We start from the raw sequence: 19,781 nt of genomic DNA, 5'->3' as shown, positions 1-19,781 counted from the left end.
GGGGTAGCGGCTTGAGGATTGGTCTTGACCAAGGGTGAGCACCGCCCTATGGTCGCAGAGATAGTGCAGGAACCTTTCATAAACAAGGTCGCAAAAAATTTCCCCCGGACTTCGGCCCGGGGGAGCCCAGGGACACGATGATTGCGGAGGACAGGGTGGGGACTACGCAGCTTGAATCGGTGCCTGAACCGAAGTACTGGCACCTGAAGACCGTGCTCAGCGACGCACTGGACTCGGAGTTCGCGGTGGGCGAGATTCTGCCCAACGAGCGCGAACTGGCGGCCCGTTTCGGAGTCGCCCGTGCCACACTCCGGCAGGCTCTGGAGCAACTCGAGCTCGAGGGAAGGCTGCAGCGCCGGCGAGGCGTGGGCACGACGGTGGCGCCGCCCAGGGTGGGCGTCGACGTCGGCACCGAGCGGAATGCCTGGCCGGGCACCGCCGGTGGCGCCTGGCAGGCCGTCGAATGCGGCGAGACCGCGCCTCCGGCCGCGGTCGCCCGGCTGCTGGACACGGACCGCGACGAAGAGGTGTACACGGTCCGGCGCATCCGTATGACGCGCGGACAGCCCGTGGCGGCCGAGTTGCTCTACGTCCCGGCCGGTTCCGTGCCGGGACTGACGGCCATCGGCGCGCCGAGCGGTGCGGCCCGCGCCCGGGCGGTGCTGCGCGAGCTGCAGCACCTCGCGCTCGAGGGGCAGGACCGGGCCGTCGAGTTGGGCTCGGCCCGCGCCGACGACGCCAAACAGCTGGACCGGTTGCCCGGTGCACCGGTCCTGGTGGTCACCACCCGCTACTACGCGGAAGGCCGGACTGTCGCGGTCGCGGTGGCCACGTATCGCGCCGACACCTGCCGTCTCACCTTCGGGGAGACGGGCACGGTGGAGATCACGCACCACGAGGAGCAGCGCGCCGCCTCCTGACGGAGCCGCCGTTCGCGGTCCGCGGCGAAGAACTGTCCCCCCGTACGCCTCACAGGGTGTACGGGGGGACAGTTTTTCGCCGCGGACCGGTGCCCACCGGCTCACCGCAGGCCGCGCCTCAGCTGTAGGAGGTGACCGTGCCCTCCACGGCGAAGAGCTCTTCCTCGACGTGATCCAGAGCGAGCCGGAGCGCCCCCGTCGCCACCGCGGCCTCGCCCAGCCCGGACAGCTCGACACGTGGCGGTCGCAGGCAGTAACGCGAGAGCTCGACGCGCAGCGGCTCCAGAACGCCATCGAGCCCCGCGGCCCAGCCGCCCACCACGACCAGCTCCGGGTCCAGCGCCAGCACCAGCGCCGCCACGTCGTGCACGAGCCGCTGGAGGAACCGGTCGACTGCCTCGCGGGCCCGGCCGTCCCCCTCCCGAGCGCGGGCGAACACCCGGGCCACCGCCTCCTCGTCCAGCGGGTGCAGCGGCGTCCCAGTGGTGGAGAGCACCTGTTCCGGCATCGCCTCGCGGCCCAGGAGATGCAGGGCGCCTATCTCCCCGGCAGCCCCGCCGTAGCCGCGGTGCAGCCGGCCGGCGATCAGAGAGCCGGCACCGGGGCTCAAACCGGCCAGTACGAAAACGATGTCATCGGAGCCGACACCCGCCCCCTTCCAGTGCTCGGCGACCACGGCCGCGTTCGCGTCGTTCTCCACCAGCACGGGGCAGCGGAAGGACCGCCGCAGCCGCTCGCCGAGCGGCAGTCCGGTCCAGCCCGGCAGCGCGGTCCCCAGCCGGACCTGCCCGTCCGCTCCGACGATCCCCGGAGTGCCCACCCCCACGGCGCGCAGGGAGGTCCGAGCGATACCCGTGCGTCGCAGCAGGTCGGCGACCACGGTCCGGACCCGCTCCAGACGCTCGTCCGCCGGCGCCTCCTCGGTCACATCCCGCACCGAGGATCCGAGAACGCGGCCGCGCAGATCGGACAGCAGGACCGCGACCCGGTGCGAGCCGATCTCCACCCCCAAGAGATGACCGGCCTCGGCGCGGAACCGGAACCGGCGGGCCGGCCTTCCCTGGCGGCGCGTCTCGCCCTGCTCGGCGGGGGCCTCGGCGACCAGACCGGTCTCGATCAGGCCCTCGACGACGCCCTCGATGGTGGGCCGTGACAGGCCGGTGCTCTGGACGAGGTCGGTCAGCCTGGCGGACCCGCCGTCTCGTAGTGCGTACAGCACCACCGCCGAGTTGATCCGTCGCAGCAGGGATGGATCCCCGCCGGTGAGCCGCCCCAACGCGGGCCTCCCTCGTGTGCGTGTGTGCGGGATCGTAGCCGCCCAGCTGCGGTGCGGCGAGCGTCAGAAAGATTACGGAGCCGATTCCCGGTCCGACCGGCGACGACGGACCTCAAGCGCACGCCGTGTGACGGCCCGGGCACGGCTGCGCGGGACCGGGGTTCGCCGACCGGTGCCGATCATGGGGCGCAGGGTCTCGCAGACATCGGACCGTTCGGTCGGCACCGTACAGCGTGCCCCGCTCCCGGTGCCGTCGCTCGGGCGAATCCGAGCTCCAGCGGAAGGACACCGTAGGGGCGGCATCGACTCCTCGCCGGCCTCCACGTATCCCCGCGCAATGCCTGACTAGCCGCCAAATGTCAGATGAGCGCGGTTTACTGACGTCTTGACTTCTCCTCCTCGTGAACGAGGGGGATTCTCACGGCTCGCGCCGTGATGCTTTCTGCTTCGTCGCCGACTGCCCGCCCGGAGTGCTCCGTTGAGGTCTTATACCAGCTCCACAGACTCTGAGGGCCAGCCCGGCCCCGAGCAGGGTCTTCGCTGCGTTCACGTCCCGGTCGTGGGTCGTTCCGCAGTCGCACGTCCAGGTGCGGACGTTCAGCGGCATCTTCTCTTGCAGGGTGCCGCAGGTGGAGCACAGCTTGGAGGAGGGGAAGAAGCGGTCCACCGCGATCACTTCCCGCCCGTACCAAGCGGCCTTGTACTCCAGCATGCTCCGGAACTCCGACCATGCCGCATCGGAGATGGCGCGGGCCAGGCTCCGATTCTTGACCATGTTGCGCACGGTCAGGTCCTCGATCACGAGCGTTTGGTTTTCACGCACGAGCTTCGAGGTGAGTTTGTGGAGGTGGTCCCGGCGGCGGTCGGTGATGCGGGCGTGGATACGGGCGACCTTGCGTCGGGCCTTGGCCCGGTTCGCCCCGTCGCCCTTGGCCTTCTTCGCCAACACGCGTTGAGCCTTGGCCAGACGGGCACGGTCGCGGCGCTCGTGCCGGGGGTTGGCGATCTTCTCACCGGTCGAGAGTGTCACCAGGTGGTCGAGGCCGACGTCGATACCGACCGCCGTGTTCGCGGCGGGGAGCGGCTTGACGCTGGGGTCTTCGCACAGCATGGAGACGAACCAGCGTCCGGCGCTGTCCTGGGAGACGGTCACCGTGGAGGGCTTCGCCCCCTCGGGCAAGGGCCTGGACCACACGATCGCCAGCGGCTCCGCCATCTTCGCCAGCGTCAGAGCACCGTCGCAGAAGCGGAACGCGCTGGTGGTGTACTCGGCCGACTTCCGAGACTTCCGCTTGGACTTGAAGCGCGGGTACTTGGCCCGCTTGCCGAAGAAGTTCGTAAACGCCACCTGCAAGTGCCGCAGGGTCTGCTGGAGCGGCACCGAGGACACGTCGCCCAGGTAGGCCAGTTCCTCGGTCTTCTTCCATGCCGTCAGCATGGCCGAGGTCTGGTTGTAGTTGACCCGCTCCTGACGCGCCCATGCCTCGGTACGGGCGGCGAGCGCCATGTTGTAGACCTTCCGCACGCACCCGAACGTGCGCGACAGCTCGGCTGCCTGCGCATCGGTCGGATAGAAGCGGTACTTAAACGCCCGCTTCACGTGACTGGTCGCCATGCCTCACATACTATCAGCCCAACTTGTGAGCCCATGCCGGTGGTTGGCGGTGGACGCCGATCCGCCCTGGCGGCGAATCGGCTTTCCCAGCCCTGCTCCGCAGGAGTCCGTTTCCTCCCCCGCCTAAAGGCGGGGGTATCCACGAAGGAGATCAGATGAACATCAGCCGACACCTGGCGACGATCGACCTGCTGCGCGCCCAGCCGTTCCCGGCGCAGGCGGGGTGTCCCAGCGTTGGCCGGGGGAGCGGCGGTTCGTCGTGGGTCGAGAGCGGCCCGGGGTTTCACCTGGCAGATCTCGCGGTGAGCGGGGAGTTCGAGGACGCGGACGTGGTCCGGGTGCGCGAGGTGGAGGAGGAGTTCGAAGCCGAGTTACTCGTGCTCGTCGAGGTGCTGACCCGTCGCTGGGGTGAGCCGGAAGTGGTGTGGCTCGCGGACCACTTGGAGCAGTTCGCGATGGGGGAGCCGGTGCGGCCGCCGCTGGACGCCCTGTGCGGTTTCGTATCGCAGGTGTACGCATGGCGGGTCGACGGGCGCTGGATCGGGCTCGGCGTCGGCCGTGGCGGTCAGGCGCTCCCGTTCCAGCTGGTCGTCGGGATAGGAGAGCCGGACGTGCGCTAGGTTCCGACCGGCGGGCCACGGCATCACCGATCTTCACCGTCAACTCGCTGCCATCGCACCGGTATCCGTGTCTCGCGGTCAGCCGCGTGCCCGCGACCCGCTCTGCCGGCCGGTCCGCTGGTCAGCGCGGAGTCCCGCCAGCTCGGCTCCCTGGCTCAGCACCGCGCGCAGCATCGCCGGGGTGAGTCTCCCAGTGAAGACGTTCTGCTGACTGGGGTGGTAGCACCCGAGCAGATGCAGTTCGTGGTGCGCTCGGCCGTCGGCGAGCGTGACGTGCACGCCGTGTCCGAATGCGGGACGAGGGCGTGGTACCTGCCAGCCGGCCTCGGCGAGGATCGGCAGCAGGGCCTGCCAGCCGAAGGCACCGAGCACCACTACGGCGCGCAGGGTCGGGCGCAGGAGTTCCAGCTCGCGCGCCAGCCACGGACGGCAGGTGTCGCGCTCGGCCGGGGTCGGCTTGTTCCCCGGCGGAGCGCAGTGCACCGGCACGGTGATCCGTACGCCGCGCAGCGTCAGCCCGTCGCCGCGTCGCGTCGAGGTCGGCTGGGAGGCGAGCCCGACGGCGTGGAGCGCCGCGAAGAGAACGTCGCCGGAGGGGTCCCCGGTGAAGATCCGGCCGGTTCGGTTGCCCCCGTGCGCCGCCGGGGCCAGCCCCACGAGCGCCAGCCCGGCGTCGGCCGGGCCGAATCCCGGTACGGGCCGCCCCCAGTAGTCCCAGTCCCGGAACTCCTTCCGACGGACGTCGGCGACGTGTTCGCGCCAGGCCACCAGCCTGGGGCACGCCCGGCATTCGGGCACCACCGTGTCCAACTCGGCGACCCTGCCGCAGTGCGGAGCGCGGCGGGCCGGGAACTCCGGATCATCCGACCTCGTCGGCGGCTCCACCTCTGCACCGCGGTCCATGCCACCAACGCTACGTCCGGGGCGGAGCCGGAGGGCAGCGACATGGCCGCGGTGACGGTCCCGGGGGATGCACGGCCCGTTCGGCGCGCGGAGTCTCAGGGTCGCGTCAGAGGATCGCCCCGGGGGCGTACGCAGCGGCTTCCGGACACCGCTCGACGATCTTCTCGATGCGCCGGACCACGGTGGCGACCTGGTCCGCGGCGGCGCCGGTGAAGGACAGCCGGTCGGCCATCAGGGCGTCGAGCCCGGCCCGGTCCAGCGGGATGCGCTCGTCCTCCGAAAGCCGGTCCAGCAGCTCGTTGCGCTCCACGCCCTTCTCGCGCATGGCCAGGGCCGACGCGACCGCGTGCTCCTTGATCACCTCGTGGGCGACCTCCCGGCCGACTCCCGCACGCACCGCCCCCATCAGGACTTTCGTCGTCGCCAGGAAGGGCAGGTAGCGATCCAGCTCGCGGGCCACGACCGCGGGGAAGGCGCCGAACTCGTCGAGCACGGTCAAGAAGGTCTCCAGCAGCCCGTCGAAGGCGAAGAAGGCATCCGGCAGCGCCACGCGGCGCACCACCGAGCACGACACATCGCCTTCGTTCCACTGGTCGCCGGCCAGCTCGCCGGTCATCGACGCGTAGCCGCGCAGGATCACGGCGAGTCCGTTGACCCGCTCGCAGGAGCGGGTGTTCATCTTGTGCGGCATAGCGGAGGAGCCGACCTGGCCCGGCTTGAAACCTTCGGTGACCAGCTCGTGCCCGGCCATCAGCCGGATGGTCTTGGCCAGCGACGACGGGGCCGCGGCGAGCTGGACGAGTGCGCTCACCACGTCGTAGTCGAGCGAGCGCGGATAGACCTGCCCGACCGAGGTGAGGGCGTGCGCGAAGCCGAGGTGCGCCGCGATCCGCTGCTCCAGCTCCGCCAGCTTCGCAGCGTCGCCACCGAGCAGGTCGAGCATGTCCTGGGCGGTTCCGACCGGGCCCTTGATGCCGCGCAGCGGGTAGCGGGCCAGCAGGTCCTCCAGCCGTGCGAAGGCCACCAGCAACTCGTCCGCGGCCGTGGCGAACCGCTTCCCGAGCGTGGTGGCCTGGGCCGCGACATTGTGCGAGCGCCCCGCCATCACCAGCTCGCCGTACTCCGCCGCAAGCTTGCCGAGCCGGGCCAGCACGGCGACCGTACGGTCCCGGACCAGCTCCAGGGACAGCCGGATCTGCAGCTGCTCGACGTTCTCGGTCAGATCGCGGGAGGTCATGCCCTTGTGGACGTGCTCGTGCCCGGCGAGCGCGTTGAACTCCTCGATACGGGCCTTCACATCGTGCCGGGTGACCTTCTCGCGTTCGGAGATCGACGCCAGGTCCACCTGCTCGACCACCCGCTCGTAGTCGGCCAGCGCCTGCTCGGGCACCTCGATCCCGAGGTCCTTCTGCGCACGGAGCACGGCCAGCCACAGCCGCCGCTCCAGCGTCACCTTGTGCTCGGGGGACCACAGGACGGCGAGCTCGGGGGAGGCGTAGCGGCCGGCCAGGACGTTCGGGATGCGGGGCTTGGAGGTCACGTGGCCAGAGTCTACTGTCCGACCCCTGGTGAGCTTCGCTCGCATGCAGGCGCCATAGCCTGGCCACCGCTGCGATGCCGGCCAGGGGCCGCGCTCGGGCACCGGCCCCCATCGACGGCGCACCCGGCGGCTCGACTTCCCGGTCACACCTCGTACGGAAGCAGCTCCGGCCGCTTCGGCGGTCGGCCGTCCCCCGAGGAACGCCCCGTCAGCCGCCGGCCGATCCACGGCACCAGGTGCTCGCGGGCGAACCGCAGGTCCCCGGCCCGGCGGAGGTACCAGGCGGGAGGTGCGGAGGGTGGCAGCGGAGCCGTCCAGTCCTCCTCCGGCTCATGGCCCAGGGCCTGCCACACGGCCTCGGCCACCCGCCGGTGCCCCTCGGCGGCCAGGTGCAGCCGGTCGTCGGCCCACAGCCGGGGGTCGCCGAGCGCCTCCGCGGAGTACAGATCCACGACCACCGCGCCGTGCCGTGCCGCCAGCTCGTCGATGCACTCGAAGAGCCGCTCGATGCGCGCCTGGAAGCGGCCGGCGCCCGGACCGCGCCGCGCCGGGCTGCGCATCAGCACGAGCTGCTGACAGCTGGGGGCGAGCTTGTCGGCCGCCTCCTCCAGCAGGGCGCAGACCGCCTCGAGGTCGCAGGTGGGGCGCAGGGTGTCGTTGAGCCCGCCGACCAGGGTCACCACGTCCGCGCGCATGGCCGCCGCGGTGTCCACCTGCTCCTCGACGATCTGCCCGATCAGCTTCCCGCGCACCGCGAGGTTGGCGTACCGGAAGCCGGGCGCGCGGGCCGCGAGCCGAGCCGCGAGGAGATCGGCCCAGCCGCGGTACGTACCGTCGGGCAGGGCGTCGGACATGCCCTCGGTGAAGGAGTCGCCGACCGCGACAAGGCTGGTGTACGTGGCATTCATCTGCATGGCCGCAGGAGCATACCGCTCGGTACGTACCCCGGGATCGCGGCTTCCGCAGTGTGAGGGGGAGGTCACAGCCGCGGAGTATCGGGCGTGTCAGTTCCGGCCCTATGCGCCTTCGGGCGCCGGTGGGAGCTGTCTGCCGTCCAGCTCCGCGGCGATCGCGGGATCGATGTGCCGGAGCGCGGCCACGGTGAACATGGTCGCGAATTGCCCGGCCGACGTCGCGTCCAGGGATCCGCTGCTCAGTGCGTAGCGGGCGCCTTCCACCGTCAGGCCGACGATCAGGGAAGCGCACAGCTCGGCGCTGACGCCCCAGCGCTCCTGGCCGTGGCGCACGGTGAAGTCCCGGATGAGCAACGTGATCTCGGCGGTGGCCGCGGCGACGAGCCGCTCGCGGGCGGCCGCCACCGTTCCGACGGGATCGGCGGCGAAGAGCAGCCGGAAGCTTGCGGCATGTGCGGCGGCATAGTCGAAGAGGGTCACCATGCCCGCCCGGACCTGCTGTTCCATCGACTTGTCCGCGGCTGCCGCATAGGCCTGGAACAGCTGTCCCCCCAGCGACTCGGCGGCCCGCTCGCCGCAGCGGCGATAGAGCTCTTCCTTACTGCCGAAATGCGCGTAGAGCGTCGGCTTCGTCGTCTTCGCGCGTGCTGCGATCTCCTCCATCGTGGCCTTGTGGAACCCGGCATCGGCGAACACCGCGCTTGCGGCATCCAGCATCTTCTCGTCCCTCGGGCGACCGATCATGAAGAGCACTTTACTTACCGGTAAAGCCAAATTATGGTTAACGCGGTAGTAGACCGTGAGTGATCCATATTCCCGACAAGGGACCACAGGAAAAGCGGTCACCGCCAGGCCGGTACTTCGGCGCCCGGCCATGGCCGCAGTGGAGACCCCCATGCACCACGCGCACACACCCGGGCCGCGGGCGCCCACCCGCCCGCACATAGGCGAGGGGCCCGTTCTCGCGGGCGTCCCCCACCAGGACATCCACCGCATCGCGGGCCCCTGGATACTGCCGAGCGACCCCGAAGCCTGCCGCCGGGCCCGCACCGTGGTCCGGGCCGTACTGGCCGACTGGGCCCTCGACCACCTCACGCACACCGCCGAGCTGCTGGTCAGCGAACTGGTCGGCAACGCCCTGCTGCACGCCGAAGGGCCGTTTCACCTGACCGTCGAGAGCCGCACGTTGCTGCGGTGCCGAGTGGAGGACGGCAGTCGGCAGCACCCCTGCAGGCGCACCGCCGCGCTGGACGACGAGCACGGACGCGGCCTCGAACTCGTCCACCTGATGTCCAGCGACTGGGGCGTGGACCACACGCCCTTGGGCAAGGCGGTCTGGTTCGACCTGGGGTGACACCTCCGCCGGAGGGGCATCCGCCCATCCCGCCGCGCACACCTGGACGACGGGCGGGGGCCGTCTAGACGACGGGCAGGAGCCGGCCCTCCGCCATGACCCGCCGATTCCCGGTGAAGCGGGCCCGCAACCGCCGGTCGTGCGACACGACCACAAGCGTGCCGGCGTACCTCGCGAGCGCCTGCTCCAGCTCCTCCACCAGCCCCAGCGACAGATGATTCGTCGGCTCGTCGAGCAGCAGCATCTCCGCCGGCCGGGTGAGCAGCCGCGCCAGCGTCAGGCGGCGCCGCTGTCCCACCGACAGGCCGTTCACCGGCACCTCGAAGTCCTCCTCGCGGAAGAGTCCCAGGGCCGCCAGTGCCTCCGCGTGGTCCTCCGGCTCGCCCGGCAGCCCTTCGGCGAAGGCGGCCAGCAGCGGCCGCCGGGAGGCGGTGGCGGGCACCTCCTGTGGCAGTCGGCCGATCCGCTCCGGCAGCCGGATCCGGCCCCGGTCGGGCACCAGCTCCCCGGACAGCACCCGCAGCAGCGTCGTCTTCCCCGCGCCGTTCGGCCCCATCACCAGCAGGCGCTCACCGAGGGCGAGGACCAGACGATCGACCCGTAGCCGGTCGCCGACGGCCACCCCCACCAGCTCCGCCGCCGGCTCGGCCGCGTCCGCCTCCGCGGGATCCGGACCACCCCTGATGGCCACCGCGAAGTGCAGCGGGTCCGGCGGGCGCGGCACCGGCTCGGCACGCAGCCGCTTGAGCCGCTCCCGCGCGTTGCGCACCCGCGCGGACAGCTGACCCTCCACCGAACGCTGGTGCTTCGTCCACGCCGGGCGGTCGCTCATGCGCCAGCCTCCGGCGAGGCGCGCCGCCCCCGCGGAGGCCAGCTCCTCCTGCCGCTCGACCTCGTCCCGCCACTCCCGGTAACGCTGCTCCCAGCGGTGCCGTTCGGCGGCCTTCTGCTCCAGGAAGCCGTTCCAGCCGCCGCCGTACCGGGCCAGTGCGTGCCGGGCACCGTCCACCTCGACTACGGCATCGGCCACCCGCTCGAGGAACTCCCGGTCGTGGGTGACAGCGACGACCGTGCCCCGGTGCGCCCGCAGCCGCTCCTCCAGCCAGCCGACCGCCTGGTCGTCCAGATGGTTGGTCGGCTCGTCGAGCAGGAGCAGCTCCGGCGACGACGCGAGGACGCACGCCAGCGCGAGCCGGGACTGCTCACCGCCCGACAGGGTGCCCAGTAGTCGCTCGCGGTCCAGGTACGGCAGGCCCAGCGCGTGCAGGGCCGTCTCCAGTCGCGTCTCCGCGCGATAGCCGTCGCGCGCTTCGTACGCCGCGACCAGGTCCCCGTACGCCGCCACGCCCTGGGCGTCCGCCGAGCCGAGAGCGGCCTCGGCCTCGTGCATGCGCCGCTCCAGATCGCGAAGATCGGCGAGGGCGTCGTCGATCGCCTGCTGGACGGTCGCCCGCGGCGGAAGCTCCAGGCTCTGCGGCAGATAGCCGGTGCCGCCGTCCGCCGTCACCGTCACCCGGCCCTCATCGGGGAGCTGACGGCCCGCGAGCAGCTGCAGCAGGGTGGACTTCCCCGAGCCGTTGTCGCCGATGACGCCCACGTGCTCACCGGGTGAGACGCGCAGCGAGACCCGTTCCAGCACGGGACGGGCGGGGTAGCCCACCGACACCTCGTCCACCACCAGCTGGGACGTCATCGGCGGTTCCTTTCCGTACCGTCGGCACCGGGGCTCAGCCGGAGAGGGTCCGGCCGACCAGCTCCCGCAGCACGTCCTCCATGGTCACCAGCCCGGCCAGCCGCTCGTCGTCGCCGATCACCGCGGCGAGATGCGTTCGGGTGCCGCGCATCGCCGCGAGCACGTCGTCCATCGGTGTGGCGGCCTTGACCCGGGCGATCGGGCGCAGCGCCGCGCGCTGGACGGGCCGGTCCCGCGCCTGCGCTTCCAGGGCGTCCTTGACGTGCAGATAGCCGAGGATCCGCTTGTCCTCGTCCACGACGGGGAAGCGCGAGAAGCCGGACGCGGCGGACAGCCGTTCCAGCCCTTCCGGGGTCACCCCGAGCCGCGCCGAGACGACGCGCTCGACCGGGAGCACGATGTCGCCCACCGGGCGGCGGCCCAGCTCCAGGGCGTCGTGCAGCCGCTCGGTCGCCTGCTCGTCCAGCAGCCCGGCCGCACTGGAGCTCGCCACCACGAGCGCCAGCTCGTCGTCCGAGAGCGTCGCCGGAACCTCGCCCTTCGACTCGACGCGCAACAGCTTCAGCAGCGCGTTCGCGAAGGCGTTGACCCCGAAGATCACCGGGCGCAGTGCCCGGGTCAGGGCCACCATCGGCGGCCCCAGCAGCAGCGCCGAGCGGACCGGCTCGGCCAGTGCGACGTTCTTCGGCACCATCTCGCCGAAGAGCATGTGCAGATACGTCGCCGCCGCGAGCGCGATGACGAAGGACACCGGGTGGAGCAGGCCGTCAGGCAGCCCCACGGTGTGGAAGAGCGGCTCCACCAGGTGCGCGATCGCCGGTTCCGCGACCACACCGAGGACCAGCGTGCACAGCGTGATACCCAACTGCGCCGCGGCCATCACCGCCGAGACGTTCTGCAGACCCCACATGGCGCTGCGGGCGCGGCGGTCGCCCGCCTCGGCCAGCGGTTCGAGCTGACTGCGGCGGACCGAGATCAACGAGAACTCCGCGCCCACGAAGAACGCGTTGGCGACCAGGGTCAGGAAGCCGATGAATAGCTGCAGGACCGCGGTCATCGGTTCCCCTCCTCGACCGCTGGGCCGTCGCCCTCGTCGGGGCCGCCGTGCAGGGGTGCGTGCAGCCGTACGCGCGCCGCGCGACGGCCCGCGGCGTCGACCACCTGGATCCGCCAGCCCGCCACCTCCACGCCGTCGCCCTCCGCCGGGATCCTGCCGAGCTCGGTGGCGACCAGGCCGGCCAGGGTCTCGTACGGTCCTTCGGGCGCGCGCAGACCGATGGCCTGCAGTTGGTCCGTGCGCGCCGCGCCGTCGGCGTCGTACACCGCACGGCCGTCCTCGTCGGTGCCCGCCGGTGCCAGGTCGGGGACCTCCAGCGGATCGTGCTCGTCGCGGACCTCGCCCACGACCTCCTCGACGATGTCCTCCAGCGTGACCACGCCGGCCGTGCCGCCGTACTCGTCGATGACCACGGCCATGCTGCGTTTGGCGGACAGCCGGTCCAGCAGCCGGTCCACGGTCAGCGACTCGGGGACGAGCAGCGGCTCGCGCAGGATCTCCGAGACCGGGCGCCAGGCCCGCTGGTCGGCCGGTATCGCGAGGACGTCCTTGACGTGGGCCGTTCCGATGACCGAGTCGAGGTTCCCGCGGTAGACCGGGAAGCGGGAGAGGCCGGTGGCGCGCGTGGCGTTCGTGACGTCCTCGACGGTGGTCTCCTCGTCCAGGGCCATGACCTGCACGCGTGGGGTCATCACGTTCTCCGCGGTGAGCGCCGCCAGACTCAGGGTGCGGACGAAGAGCTCGGCGGTGTCGGCCTCCAGCGCGCCCTCTCTGGCGGAGTGCCGGGCCAGGGCCATCAGCTCCTGCGGTCCGCGGGCGGAGGCCAGCTCCTCGGTGGGCTCCATGCCGAAGCGCCGCACCATCCGGTTGGCCGCGTTGTTGAGGTGCCCGATGAGCGGACGGAAGCTCGTGCTGAACGCCCGCTGCGGGCCCGCGACGCGGCGGGCGACGGACAGGGGCCGGGAGATGGCCCAGTTCTTGGGCACCAGCTCGCCGACGACCATCAGCACGACCGTGGAGATCGCGGTGCCCAGCAGCAGGGCGGCGGACGACGCCGTCGAGGCGGAGAGCCCGATGGCCTCCAGCGGACCTGTCAGCAGTCTGCCGAGCGACGGCTCGGCGAGCATGCCGATCACCAGGCCGGTGACGGTGATGCCCAACTGCGCCCCGGACAGCTGGAAGGTGAGCGTCCGAACGGCCTTCAGCGCACTGTCCGCGCCACGCTCGCCGTCGCTGACGGCCCGCTCCAGCACGCTGCGCTCAACGGTGGTCAGCGAGAACTCGGCCGCCACGAAGACGCCGCAGGCCAGCGTCAGAAGCACAGCGAGCGCCAGCAGAAGCACTTCGGTCATCGGTCCACCTCCATCCCATGATCCGGCAAGGAGGTGGCGAATGCGCGATGTGTTCGAGGGGGACTACTGGGAGGCTCGCCCATGGGCGGACGCTCACACCTTTCGGGCCGGTGCCGTCGGGCACGGATGGACCACCATGGTAAAAGATCGGCAAAGGCGAGCGGTGGGTTGGCGTACCGCCCCAGGCGCTCTCAGCGCTCCAGCGGCTTGATCCAGCGGCTCCACTCCGGTTGGCGGAGGTAACCGGCGGCACTCCAGGCGTGATGGGCGAGGTCATTGCGGTCCAGCACCATCGCATCGCCGCGGCGGCCGCCCAGCGCGGCGAACCGGTCCTCCGCCGCTTCCAGCAGCGCGCTCGCCACGCCCCGGCGCCGGTGGTCCGGATGCATGGCGAGCCGGTAGAGGTGGCAGCGCCACCCGTCGAACCCGGCGATCACCGTCCCCGCGAGTGCACCCTGACGCTCGGCGAGCAGCAGGGCACCGGGGTCACGGGCGATCAGCCGGGCCACACCATCCGGGTCGTCGCTGATGCTGGTGCCCTCGGCCGCCTTCTCCCAGAGCGCGAGTACGGAGCCGAGGTCCGAGGGCGTCGCGGCCCGTATGCGGAGATCGTCCATGCCCGCCATCCCACCATGCGGCCGACGGGGACCGCGACGGCATTCCGCGCCCCACGATGGGGTCGCCCCTCAACCGCTCGATCCGAGTCGGTGCCGCGTCGGCAGGGCGTGAACACCGGCCTCACTCATGGGCGATCGCGGCCAGGACGTTCATCCGCGCTGCGCGCAGTGCGGGCAGCAACGCCGCGGCGAGTCCCACGACGACCGATCCGACGACCACCGCCACGATCGTCGGCCAGGGAACGGCGAGCGCCTTCATCCCCTCCAGGGCCAGCACTTGCTGGACCGCCACGCCCCACACCAGCCCCAGTCCGAGGCCCAGCACCGCGCCGAACACGGCGATCACCACGGACTCGAGGCGGATCATGCGGCGCAGCTGGATCCGGGAGAGTCCGATGGCGCGCAGCAGCCCGATCTCCCGGGTGCGCTCGACGACCGACAGGGCCAAGGTGTTGACGACGCCGAGGACGGCGATGACGATCGCCAGGCCCAGCAGGGCGTACACCAGGTAGAGCAGTACGGCGATCTGTCCGCGGACCAGCTCCTTGTAGTCGGCCTGGTCGCGCACCTGGACCTGCGGAAAGGCGTCCAGTGCGCCCTCCAGCCGCTCGCGCAGCCGCGGCGCGTCCGTGCCCTCGGCCGCGTTGGCGTAGACGGCCGCGTCCTGGCCGTCGGGCAGATGTCGCTGCAAGGTCGCCATCCCGAGGAAGAATCCTCCCCGGGTGCCGAGGCCGTCGCCCGACTCCTGCTTGGTCAGCGCGCCCACGGTCAGTTCGGCCTTCCGCCCGTTCGCGAAGGTGGCTTCGAGGGTGCTGCCCATCCGGATGCCGTGCCCGTCCGCGTATTTCTTCTCCAGCCCTATGCGGCCGTCCGCGAGCGCGGAAGCCGTGTTCCCCGCGGCGTAGTCCATGTTCACCACCCGGTCGAGCTGGGGGTCGAAGGCCGCCCCCGTGGTGCGGAGGGTCTTCCCGCCCGGGAGCTCCAGACGCATGGGGGCGAACCGCTGCCGTACGAGGGTGCCGACCCCGTCGACGGTCCGCACCCGCTCGGTGATCTCCTGGGGGAACGGCTGGAAGTTGCGGTTCTGCACGACGAAGTCCGAGCCGAGTTGGCGGTCGATCTGCTCGTCGAAGGACCTGGTCATCGACGCTCCGGCGACCGACATGCCGGTGACCAGGGCGAGTCCGACCATCAGAGCCGCCGCTGTCGCCCCGGTGCGGCGCGGGTTGCGCAGCGCGTTGCGCTGACTCATCCGGCCCACCGGCCCGAACAGCCGGGGGAACGCGCCGCCCAGCACGCGGATCACCGGACGCACCAGCAGCGGACCCGCGACCACGGTGGCGACCAGCGTGAGCACGATCCCCAACAGCAGCAGGGACGACGCGGACGCCGTCTCCGCGGCGGTCGCACACCCCGCCAGCGCAGCGGCCCCTGCCGCGGCGAGCACCGCGCCCGCGATCGCGCGGACCCGCAGCGGCCGTCCCACGCCGGCCACCTCCGCGTCGGTCAGCGCCGCCATGGGAGAGACCTGCGCCGCCCGCCGGGCCGGCAGGAAGGCGGCGACGAACGTTACGCCCACGCCGACGGCGTACGCCGACACGGGTGTCACCCAGCGCACCACCATCTCCGCCGCGTCGAGATTCATTCCCAGCAGGCTCATCAGCGAGATCAGCCCGGCCGCGAGCCCGACCCCGGCCACGAGCCCGAGCGTCGAGCCCACCAGACCGAGCAGCAGCGCCTCGACGAGCACCGAACGGCGCACCTGGCGGCGGTCGGCGCCCAGCGCCCGCAGCAACCCGAGCTCGCGGGTGCGCTGAGCGATCAGCATCGAGAAGGTGTTGACGATCAGGAACACGCCGACGAGCACTGCGATCCCGGCGAAGCCGAGCATCACGTACTTGATCACATCGAGGAAGCCGCCCAGCCCGGCGGCCTCCGATTCCGCCTGCTCATCGCGCGTCGTCACCTCGTATCCCGGGCCGAAGGCAGCCGCGACGCGCCGCTTCAGCACGGTGTCCTCGGTGCCGGGCGCGGCGTCCACCGAGATCGCGGTCGCCGTCCCCGCCCTGCCCAGCAGCTTCGTCTGTGCGGTCGGCGTGTCCAGGGCGACCAGCGCCGCGCCGGGGTTGGTCGTGGTGAAGGTCATCACGCCCACCACCCGGACCGGGAACGTGCCGGGCCCGGCCACCACGCGCAGGGTGTCGTCGATCCCGATGTCCTCGCGGCGGGCCGTATCGGCGTCGATCAGCGCCTCGCCCGCGCCGTGCGGCTCGTGCCCGCTGGTGAGCTTCACCGGGGTGCGGTCGGTGACGGACCAGTTGGTGGCGATGGTCGGCGCCCCCGACGTGGGACCCACCGGCTCGTTCCGCTCGTCGACCAGGGTGATGTTCTCCACCTTGACGTCGACATGTGCGTCGGCCGCACCGGCCACCGAGGCGGCACGCTCGCGCAGCGCTGCGGGCAGGGTCGGTACCAGGCCCGAGGACGGGCCCCCGCTCTCGTCGAACTCGGTCTTCGGAGACAGCGTCACATCGGCCGACGTGGAGGCGAACAGCCGGTCGAAGGTGCGGTTCACCGTGTCCGAGAAGATCAGGCTCCCGGCGACGAACGCCACCGACAGCAATACGGCCAGCGCGGACAGCAGCAGCCGGCCCTTGTGAGCGAAGAAGCTGCGCAGCGTCGCCCGGAGCACCGGAGCTCAGTTCTTCCGTGCGGCGCGGCCGGAGCCTGAGCCTGAGCCGGGGATGTCGCCGCTCGCTCCGGAGAACACCCGCATGCGTTCCAGTACGGCCTCGGCCGTGGGGCGCGGCATCTCGTCGACGATCCGCCCGTCGGCGAGGAACAGGACCAGGTCCGCATGGGCCGCTGCGCCGGGGTCGTGCGTCACCATCACCACCGTCTGGCCCAGCTGGTCGACCGCCTCCCGCAGGAACTCCAGGAGCTCCAGGCCCGAGCGTGAGTCCAGGTTCCCGGTCGGTTCGTCCGCGAAGATCAGTTCCGGGCGGGAGGCCAGCGCGCGGGCACAGGCCACGCGCTGCTGCTGGCCGCCCGACAGCTGCGCCGGCCGGTGCCCCAGACGATCCCGCAGGCGGAGCGTGTCGATCACGCGGTCCAGCCACGCGGCGTCCGGCTTGCGGCCCGCGATGTCCATGGGCAGCGTGATGTTCTCCGCCGCGTTGAGCGTGGGCAGCAAGTTGAACGACTGGAACACGAAGCCGACGTGGTCGCGTCGCAGCCGCGTCAGTTCCCGTTCGCTCAGCCGGGTGATCTCCGTCTCGCCGAGCCACACCTGGCCGGAGGAGACCGAGTCCAGGCCTGCCAGACAGTGCATCAGGGTGGACTTCCCCGACCCCGAGGGGCCCATGACGGCGGTGAACCGGCCGCGGGCGATCGCCACGTCCACCGCATCCAGGGCGAGCACGGCGGTCTCCCCGGACCCGTACGCCTTGCTGAGGGACGAGGCGCGGGCGGCGATGTCCGCACCCTCCGCCGCGCCGAAGGCCTGCTGAGCCGCAGGTGTGGACAAGGTCGCCTCCCCGCACCGGGTCCGCCGTCCGTACGCGATCGAGCGTAAGTCCGTGCGGAGGTGCGGGCATCCTCCTGCGGTACCGTCCCGGCAGCCCGGCTCGTACCGACGGAGGACGCCGTCCCGGAGGGGGTGTCCCCGGCGCCTTGCTTCGCTAGCGGGTTGGCGCTAGCGTTGTGGCGTGGCGAAGACACAGTTGAACGTCCGTGTGGACGCGGCCACCGCCGAAACGGCGCGGCAGCGCGCCCACCAGCGGGGCGTGAGCATGAACCGGTACATCGAAGAGCTCGTCCGCAAGGACGCCGGCGAGGTCGGCCAGACGTTCGTCGAGGCGGCGGCCGACTTCATGAAGCAGTACGAGGACGTGTTCGCCGAGGAGTTCCGCGAGGGGCGCACGTCCCGTTGACCCTGCGCATCGACCTCGCCTGGCTTCTCATGATCGCCGAACACAACACGCCCGGGGATCCGCAGGTCACCGACTGGGGGGCACTCGTCGCCGCGGTCAGCCGCCACGAGGCGGAGATATTCGGTGTGCCTGTCTACGCCGAGCCGCACGACCGCGCGGCCGCCCTCCTGCAACTGCTGCTCCACGTACCCGCCCTGGAGCGGTCCAACGCGATGTTCGCCTCCGCGGTCGCCTACGCTTATCTCGTCGCCAGCGGTCTGAAGGTCACCACATCCCCCGAGCAGGTCCGCGACCTCGCTCGGCTGGTCAAGGACGGCACCGCCGACGTCCAGGCCATCGCCGACGAACTGCGCACGTGGAGCCGGTAGGCCACGGGCCTGACAGCGGTGGGCCCCGGCGTCCGGTCAGTCCGTCAGCGGCCGCCGAGCGACCCCGAGCACATGTGCCGACGTCGGCAGCTGCACGCCGCTCTCGGGTACGCGCAGCCGCCGCACCGTGACGACCTCGAACCCCGCCTCCCGCAGCGCGGCCAGGATGTCCCGGCCGGTGTGGCAGCCGCCGAACATCAGCGGCCACACCGTACGGTCCAGGGCCCGCTGAGCCACCGCCATCGCCCGGCCCTCCGCCACGCCGTGCTCGTAGAAGCGCAGTTCGCCACCGGGGCGCAGCACCCGGCGGATCTCCCCGAGAGCACGGGGCAGATCCCGCACGCTGCACAGCACCAGCGATGCCACCGCCGCGTCGAAGGCCTCGCCCTTCACCGGCAGCGCCTCCGCCGCGGCGGGCACGACGTCCACCGGCACCTCGGCGTGGCGGGCGGCCCGCAGGGCCAGCTGCCGCAGGGTCCGCTCCGGTTCGATCGCCACCACCTCGGAGACCTGCGGCGGGTAGTGCGAGAAGTTCAGGCCGTTCCCGGCACCGATCTCGATGACGCGGCCGGTGAGTCCGGCGAGCAACTCCTGCCGGTGCGCTCCGACTCCGGCCTTCTCCTCCGCCAGCACGCTGATCCTGGCGTAGAAGCGGGCGAACAGCGGGTGATGCACAGCGTCCCGCGGAACCTTGGCGTTGCGCAGCGGCATGGCGGACCCCTTCTCCTACGGAGGGCGTGGCTACCGGGATTGTCCCCCTTCGGGCGCCGCTCGCACCGCCCTGTGAGCGGTGGTGCGGCGAGATGGGCCTGCGGTCGGTGCACCAGCCCGGTGCGTCGATCTAGGAAGTCGAAGGGGCCGCGGCCTGGGTCGCCCTCGCCACGAAGCCCTCGGCGTCCCATGTGCCGCCCAGCTTCGGGGCCAGCCAACTGTTCGCTTCCCGCCGGAAGTCCGCCGGGTCCAGGGTCCCCGCACCCTGCGGGATCACCCCCACCAGGGGCGCGCCCGCCGACTCCGGCAGGTCGCTGAGGTTGCAGCGGGCGGCCAGCGGCGGCACCGCGGGCCAGCTGCCGACCACCACACCCGCGCACTCCAAGTGCCGGGCCCGCAGCGCCTCCGCCGTCAAAGCAGTCGCGTTGAGCGTCCCGAGCCCGGCCGGGGCGACCACCAGTACCGAGGCACCCAGGAGATGCGCCGCGTCCGCCAGGGTGCCTCCCTGGTCGTCGAACCGTACGAGCAGTCCGCCCGCGCCCTCGACCAGGACCAGGTCGTGTCCGGCCGCCAGCTTCTCCGCCGCCTCGGCCACGTCCCGCGGCCGCACCGGCGGGAGCCCTGCCCTGCGGGCGGCCGTCGCCGGGGCCAGCGGCTCCGGAAAGCGGGCGAGCTCGGCGGCGGTCAGCGGCCCGGCGAGCTGCGCGACCGCGGCCGCGTCACCCGCCTCGCCCGCGCCGACACCCGTCTGCGCGGGTTTGAGCACGGCCACCGAGCGACCGGTCTGCAGCGCGAGGGCCGCCACCGCGGCGGTCGCGACCGTCTTCCCGACCTCCGTCCCCGTCCCCGTGACGACGAGAACCGTCATAGCCGATTCGTCCCTTTCCCTCGTTCGCTCCGGGCGCCGCA

At 71.8% G+C, this 19,781-nt stretch carries 19 protein-coding genes; 5 read left to right on the top strand and 14 right to left on the bottom strand.

The window, feature by feature from the left end:
* Window positions 1-155: 155 nt before the first annotated feature.
* Complete coding sequence (locus ACTWQI_RS18570) at window positions 156-920, top strand: GntR family transcriptional regulator (protein WP_443271792.1); 765 nt, start codon at window positions 156-158, stop codon at window positions 918-920.
* 118 nt (window positions 921-1,038) lie between these two features.
* On the opposite strand, the gene ACTWQI_RS18565 is transcribed toward ACTWQI_RS18570, so the two are convergent.
* Together ACTWQI_RS18565 and ACTWQI_RS18560 are read right to left on the bottom strand one after the other, a co-directional pair.
* Entirely contained in the window at window positions 1,039-2,196 is a 1,158-nt protein-coding gene (locus ACTWQI_RS18565; RefSeq protein WP_443271791.1) for an ROK family protein, read from the bottom strand.
* A 418-nt stretch (window positions 2,197-2,614) separates the two neighbouring features.
* The gene (locus ACTWQI_RS18560) at window positions 2,615-3,811 is read right to left on the bottom strand and encodes an RNA-guided endonuclease InsQ/TnpB family protein (RefSeq protein ID WP_443271789.1); all 1,197 of its coding nucleotides are present in this window, start codon (window positions 3,809-3,811) and stop codon (window positions 2,615-2,617) included.
* A 155-nt stretch (window positions 3,812-3,966) separates the two neighbouring features.
* On the opposite strand from ACTWQI_RS18560, the gene ACTWQI_RS18555 reads away from it, so the two are divergent.
* Entirely contained in the window at window positions 3,967-4,431 is a 465-nt protein-coding gene (locus tag ACTWQI_RS18555; RefSeq protein ID WP_443271787.1) for a hypothetical protein, read from the top strand.
* Window positions 4,432-4,509: 78 nt separating this feature from the next.
* On the opposite strand, the gene ACTWQI_RS18550 is transcribed toward ACTWQI_RS18555, so the two are convergent.
* The 4 genes from ACTWQI_RS18550 to ACTWQI_RS18535 form a co-directional block, all read right to left on the bottom strand.
* Complete coding sequence (locus tag ACTWQI_RS18550; RefSeq protein WP_443271785.1) at window positions 4,510-5,334, bottom strand: uracil-DNA glycosylase; 825 nt, start codon at window positions 5,332-5,334, stop codon at window positions 4,510-4,512.
* A gap of 106 nt (window positions 5,335-5,440) precedes the next feature.
* The gene (gene purB / locus ACTWQI_RS18545; RefSeq protein WP_443271783.1) at window positions 5,441-6,874 is read right to left on the bottom strand and encodes an adenylosuccinate lyase; all 1,434 of its coding nucleotides are present in this window, start codon (window positions 6,872-6,874) and stop codon (window positions 5,441-5,443) included.
* A 143-nt stretch (window positions 6,875-7,017) separates the two neighbouring features.
* On the bottom strand, window positions 7,018-7,788 hold the full coding sequence (locus ACTWQI_RS18540) for an SGNH/GDSL hydrolase family protein (RefSeq protein ID WP_443271781.1): 771 nt from the start codon (window positions 7,786-7,788) through the stop codon (window positions 7,018-7,020).
* Between the two features lie 102 nt (window positions 7,789-7,890).
* Window positions 7,891-8,532, bottom strand: a complete 642-nt coding sequence (locus ACTWQI_RS18535; protein WP_443271779.1) for a TetR/AcrR family transcriptional regulator — start codon at window positions 8,530-8,532, stop codon at window positions 7,891-7,893.
* 151 nt (window positions 8,533-8,683) lie between these two features.
* Between ACTWQI_RS18535 and ACTWQI_RS18530 the strand changes: the two genes are divergently transcribed.
* Complete coding sequence (locus tag ACTWQI_RS18530; RefSeq protein WP_443271777.1) at window positions 8,684-9,142, top strand: ATP-binding protein; 459 nt, start codon at window positions 8,684-8,686, stop codon at window positions 9,140-9,142.
* Window positions 9,143-9,206: 64 nt separating this feature from the next.
* On the opposite strand, the gene abc-f is transcribed toward ACTWQI_RS18530, so the two are convergent.
* The 6 genes from abc-f to ACTWQI_RS18500 all read right to left on the bottom strand — a co-directional run bounded on the left by abc-f (window position 9,207) and on the right by ACTWQI_RS18500 (window position 17,387).
* On the bottom strand, window positions 9,207-10,835 hold the full coding sequence (gene abc-f / locus ACTWQI_RS18525) for a ribosomal protection-like ABC-F family protein (protein WP_443271774.1): 1,629 nt from the start codon (window positions 10,833-10,835) through the stop codon (window positions 9,207-9,209).
* A gap of 34 nt (window positions 10,836-10,869) precedes the next feature.
* Window positions 10,870-11,892 (bottom strand): hemolysin family protein, encoded by a 1,023-nt coding sequence (locus ACTWQI_RS18520; RefSeq protein ID WP_443271772.1) that lies wholly within the window; start codon window positions 11,890-11,892, stop codon window positions 10,870-10,872.
* Window positions 11,889-13,244 (bottom strand): hemolysin family protein, encoded by a 1,356-nt coding sequence (locus ACTWQI_RS18515; protein ID WP_443271770.1) that lies wholly within the window; start codon window positions 13,242-13,244, stop codon window positions 11,889-11,891. The genes ACTWQI_RS18520 and ACTWQI_RS18515 overlap by 4 nt, the downstream gene beginning before the upstream one ends.
* A gap of 191 nt (window positions 13,245-13,435) precedes the next feature.
* Window positions 13,436-13,870: a GNAT family N-acetyltransferase gene (locus ACTWQI_RS18510; protein ID WP_443271768.1), complete on the bottom strand. Its 435-nt coding sequence runs from the start codon at window positions 13,868-13,870 to the stop codon at window positions 13,436-13,438.
* A gap of 112 nt (window positions 13,871-13,982) precedes the next feature.
* A complete protein-coding gene (locus tag ACTWQI_RS18505) occupies window positions 13,983-16,553 on the bottom strand; it encodes an ABC transporter permease (RefSeq protein ID WP_443271766.1) in 2,571 nt (856 codons plus the stop codon).
* Window positions 16,554-16,559: 6 nt separating this feature from the next.
* Window positions 16,560-17,387, bottom strand: coding sequence for an ABC transporter ATP-binding protein (locus ACTWQI_RS18500; protein ID WP_443271765.1), 828 nt, complete (start codon window positions 17,385-17,387; stop codon window positions 16,560-16,562).
* Between the two features lie 181 nt (window positions 17,388-17,568).
* Between ACTWQI_RS18500 and ACTWQI_RS18495 the strand changes: the two genes are divergently transcribed.
* Together ACTWQI_RS18495 and ACTWQI_RS18490 are read left to right on the top strand one after the other, a co-directional pair.
* Entirely contained in the window at window positions 17,569-17,793 is a 225-nt protein-coding gene (locus ACTWQI_RS18495; protein ID WP_443271763.1) for an antitoxin, read from the top strand.
* A complete protein-coding gene (locus ACTWQI_RS18490; protein ID WP_443271761.1) occupies window positions 17,790-18,161 on the top strand; it encodes a fic family toxin-antitoxin system, toxin component in 372 nt (123 codons plus the stop codon). The genes ACTWQI_RS18495 and ACTWQI_RS18490 overlap by 4 nt, the downstream gene beginning before the upstream one ends.
* 36 nt (window positions 18,162-18,197) lie before the next feature.
* Here ACTWQI_RS18490 and ACTWQI_RS18485 read toward each other — a convergent pair whose 3' ends face one another.
* Both ACTWQI_RS18485 and bioD read right to left on the bottom strand, forming a co-directional pair.
* The gene (locus ACTWQI_RS18485; protein ID WP_443271759.1) at window positions 18,198-18,872 is read right to left on the bottom strand and encodes a class I SAM-dependent methyltransferase; all 675 of its coding nucleotides are present in this window, start codon (window positions 18,870-18,872) and stop codon (window positions 18,198-18,200) included.
* A gap of 130 nt (window positions 18,873-19,002) precedes the next feature.
* On the bottom strand, window positions 19,003-19,740 hold the full coding sequence (bioD, locus tag ACTWQI_RS18480) for a dethiobiotin synthase (protein ID WP_443271757.1): 738 nt from the start codon (window positions 19,738-19,740) through the stop codon (window positions 19,003-19,005).
* Between the last annotated feature and the right edge of the window lie 41 nt (window positions 19,741-19,781).

This window comes from Streptomyces sp. KR80, from assembly GCF_052245555.1.
Lineage (GTDB): Bacteria > Actinomycetota > Actinomycetes > Streptomycetales > Streptomycetaceae > Streptomyces.
This window is presented reverse-complemented; position numbering and strand designations above follow the sequence as displayed.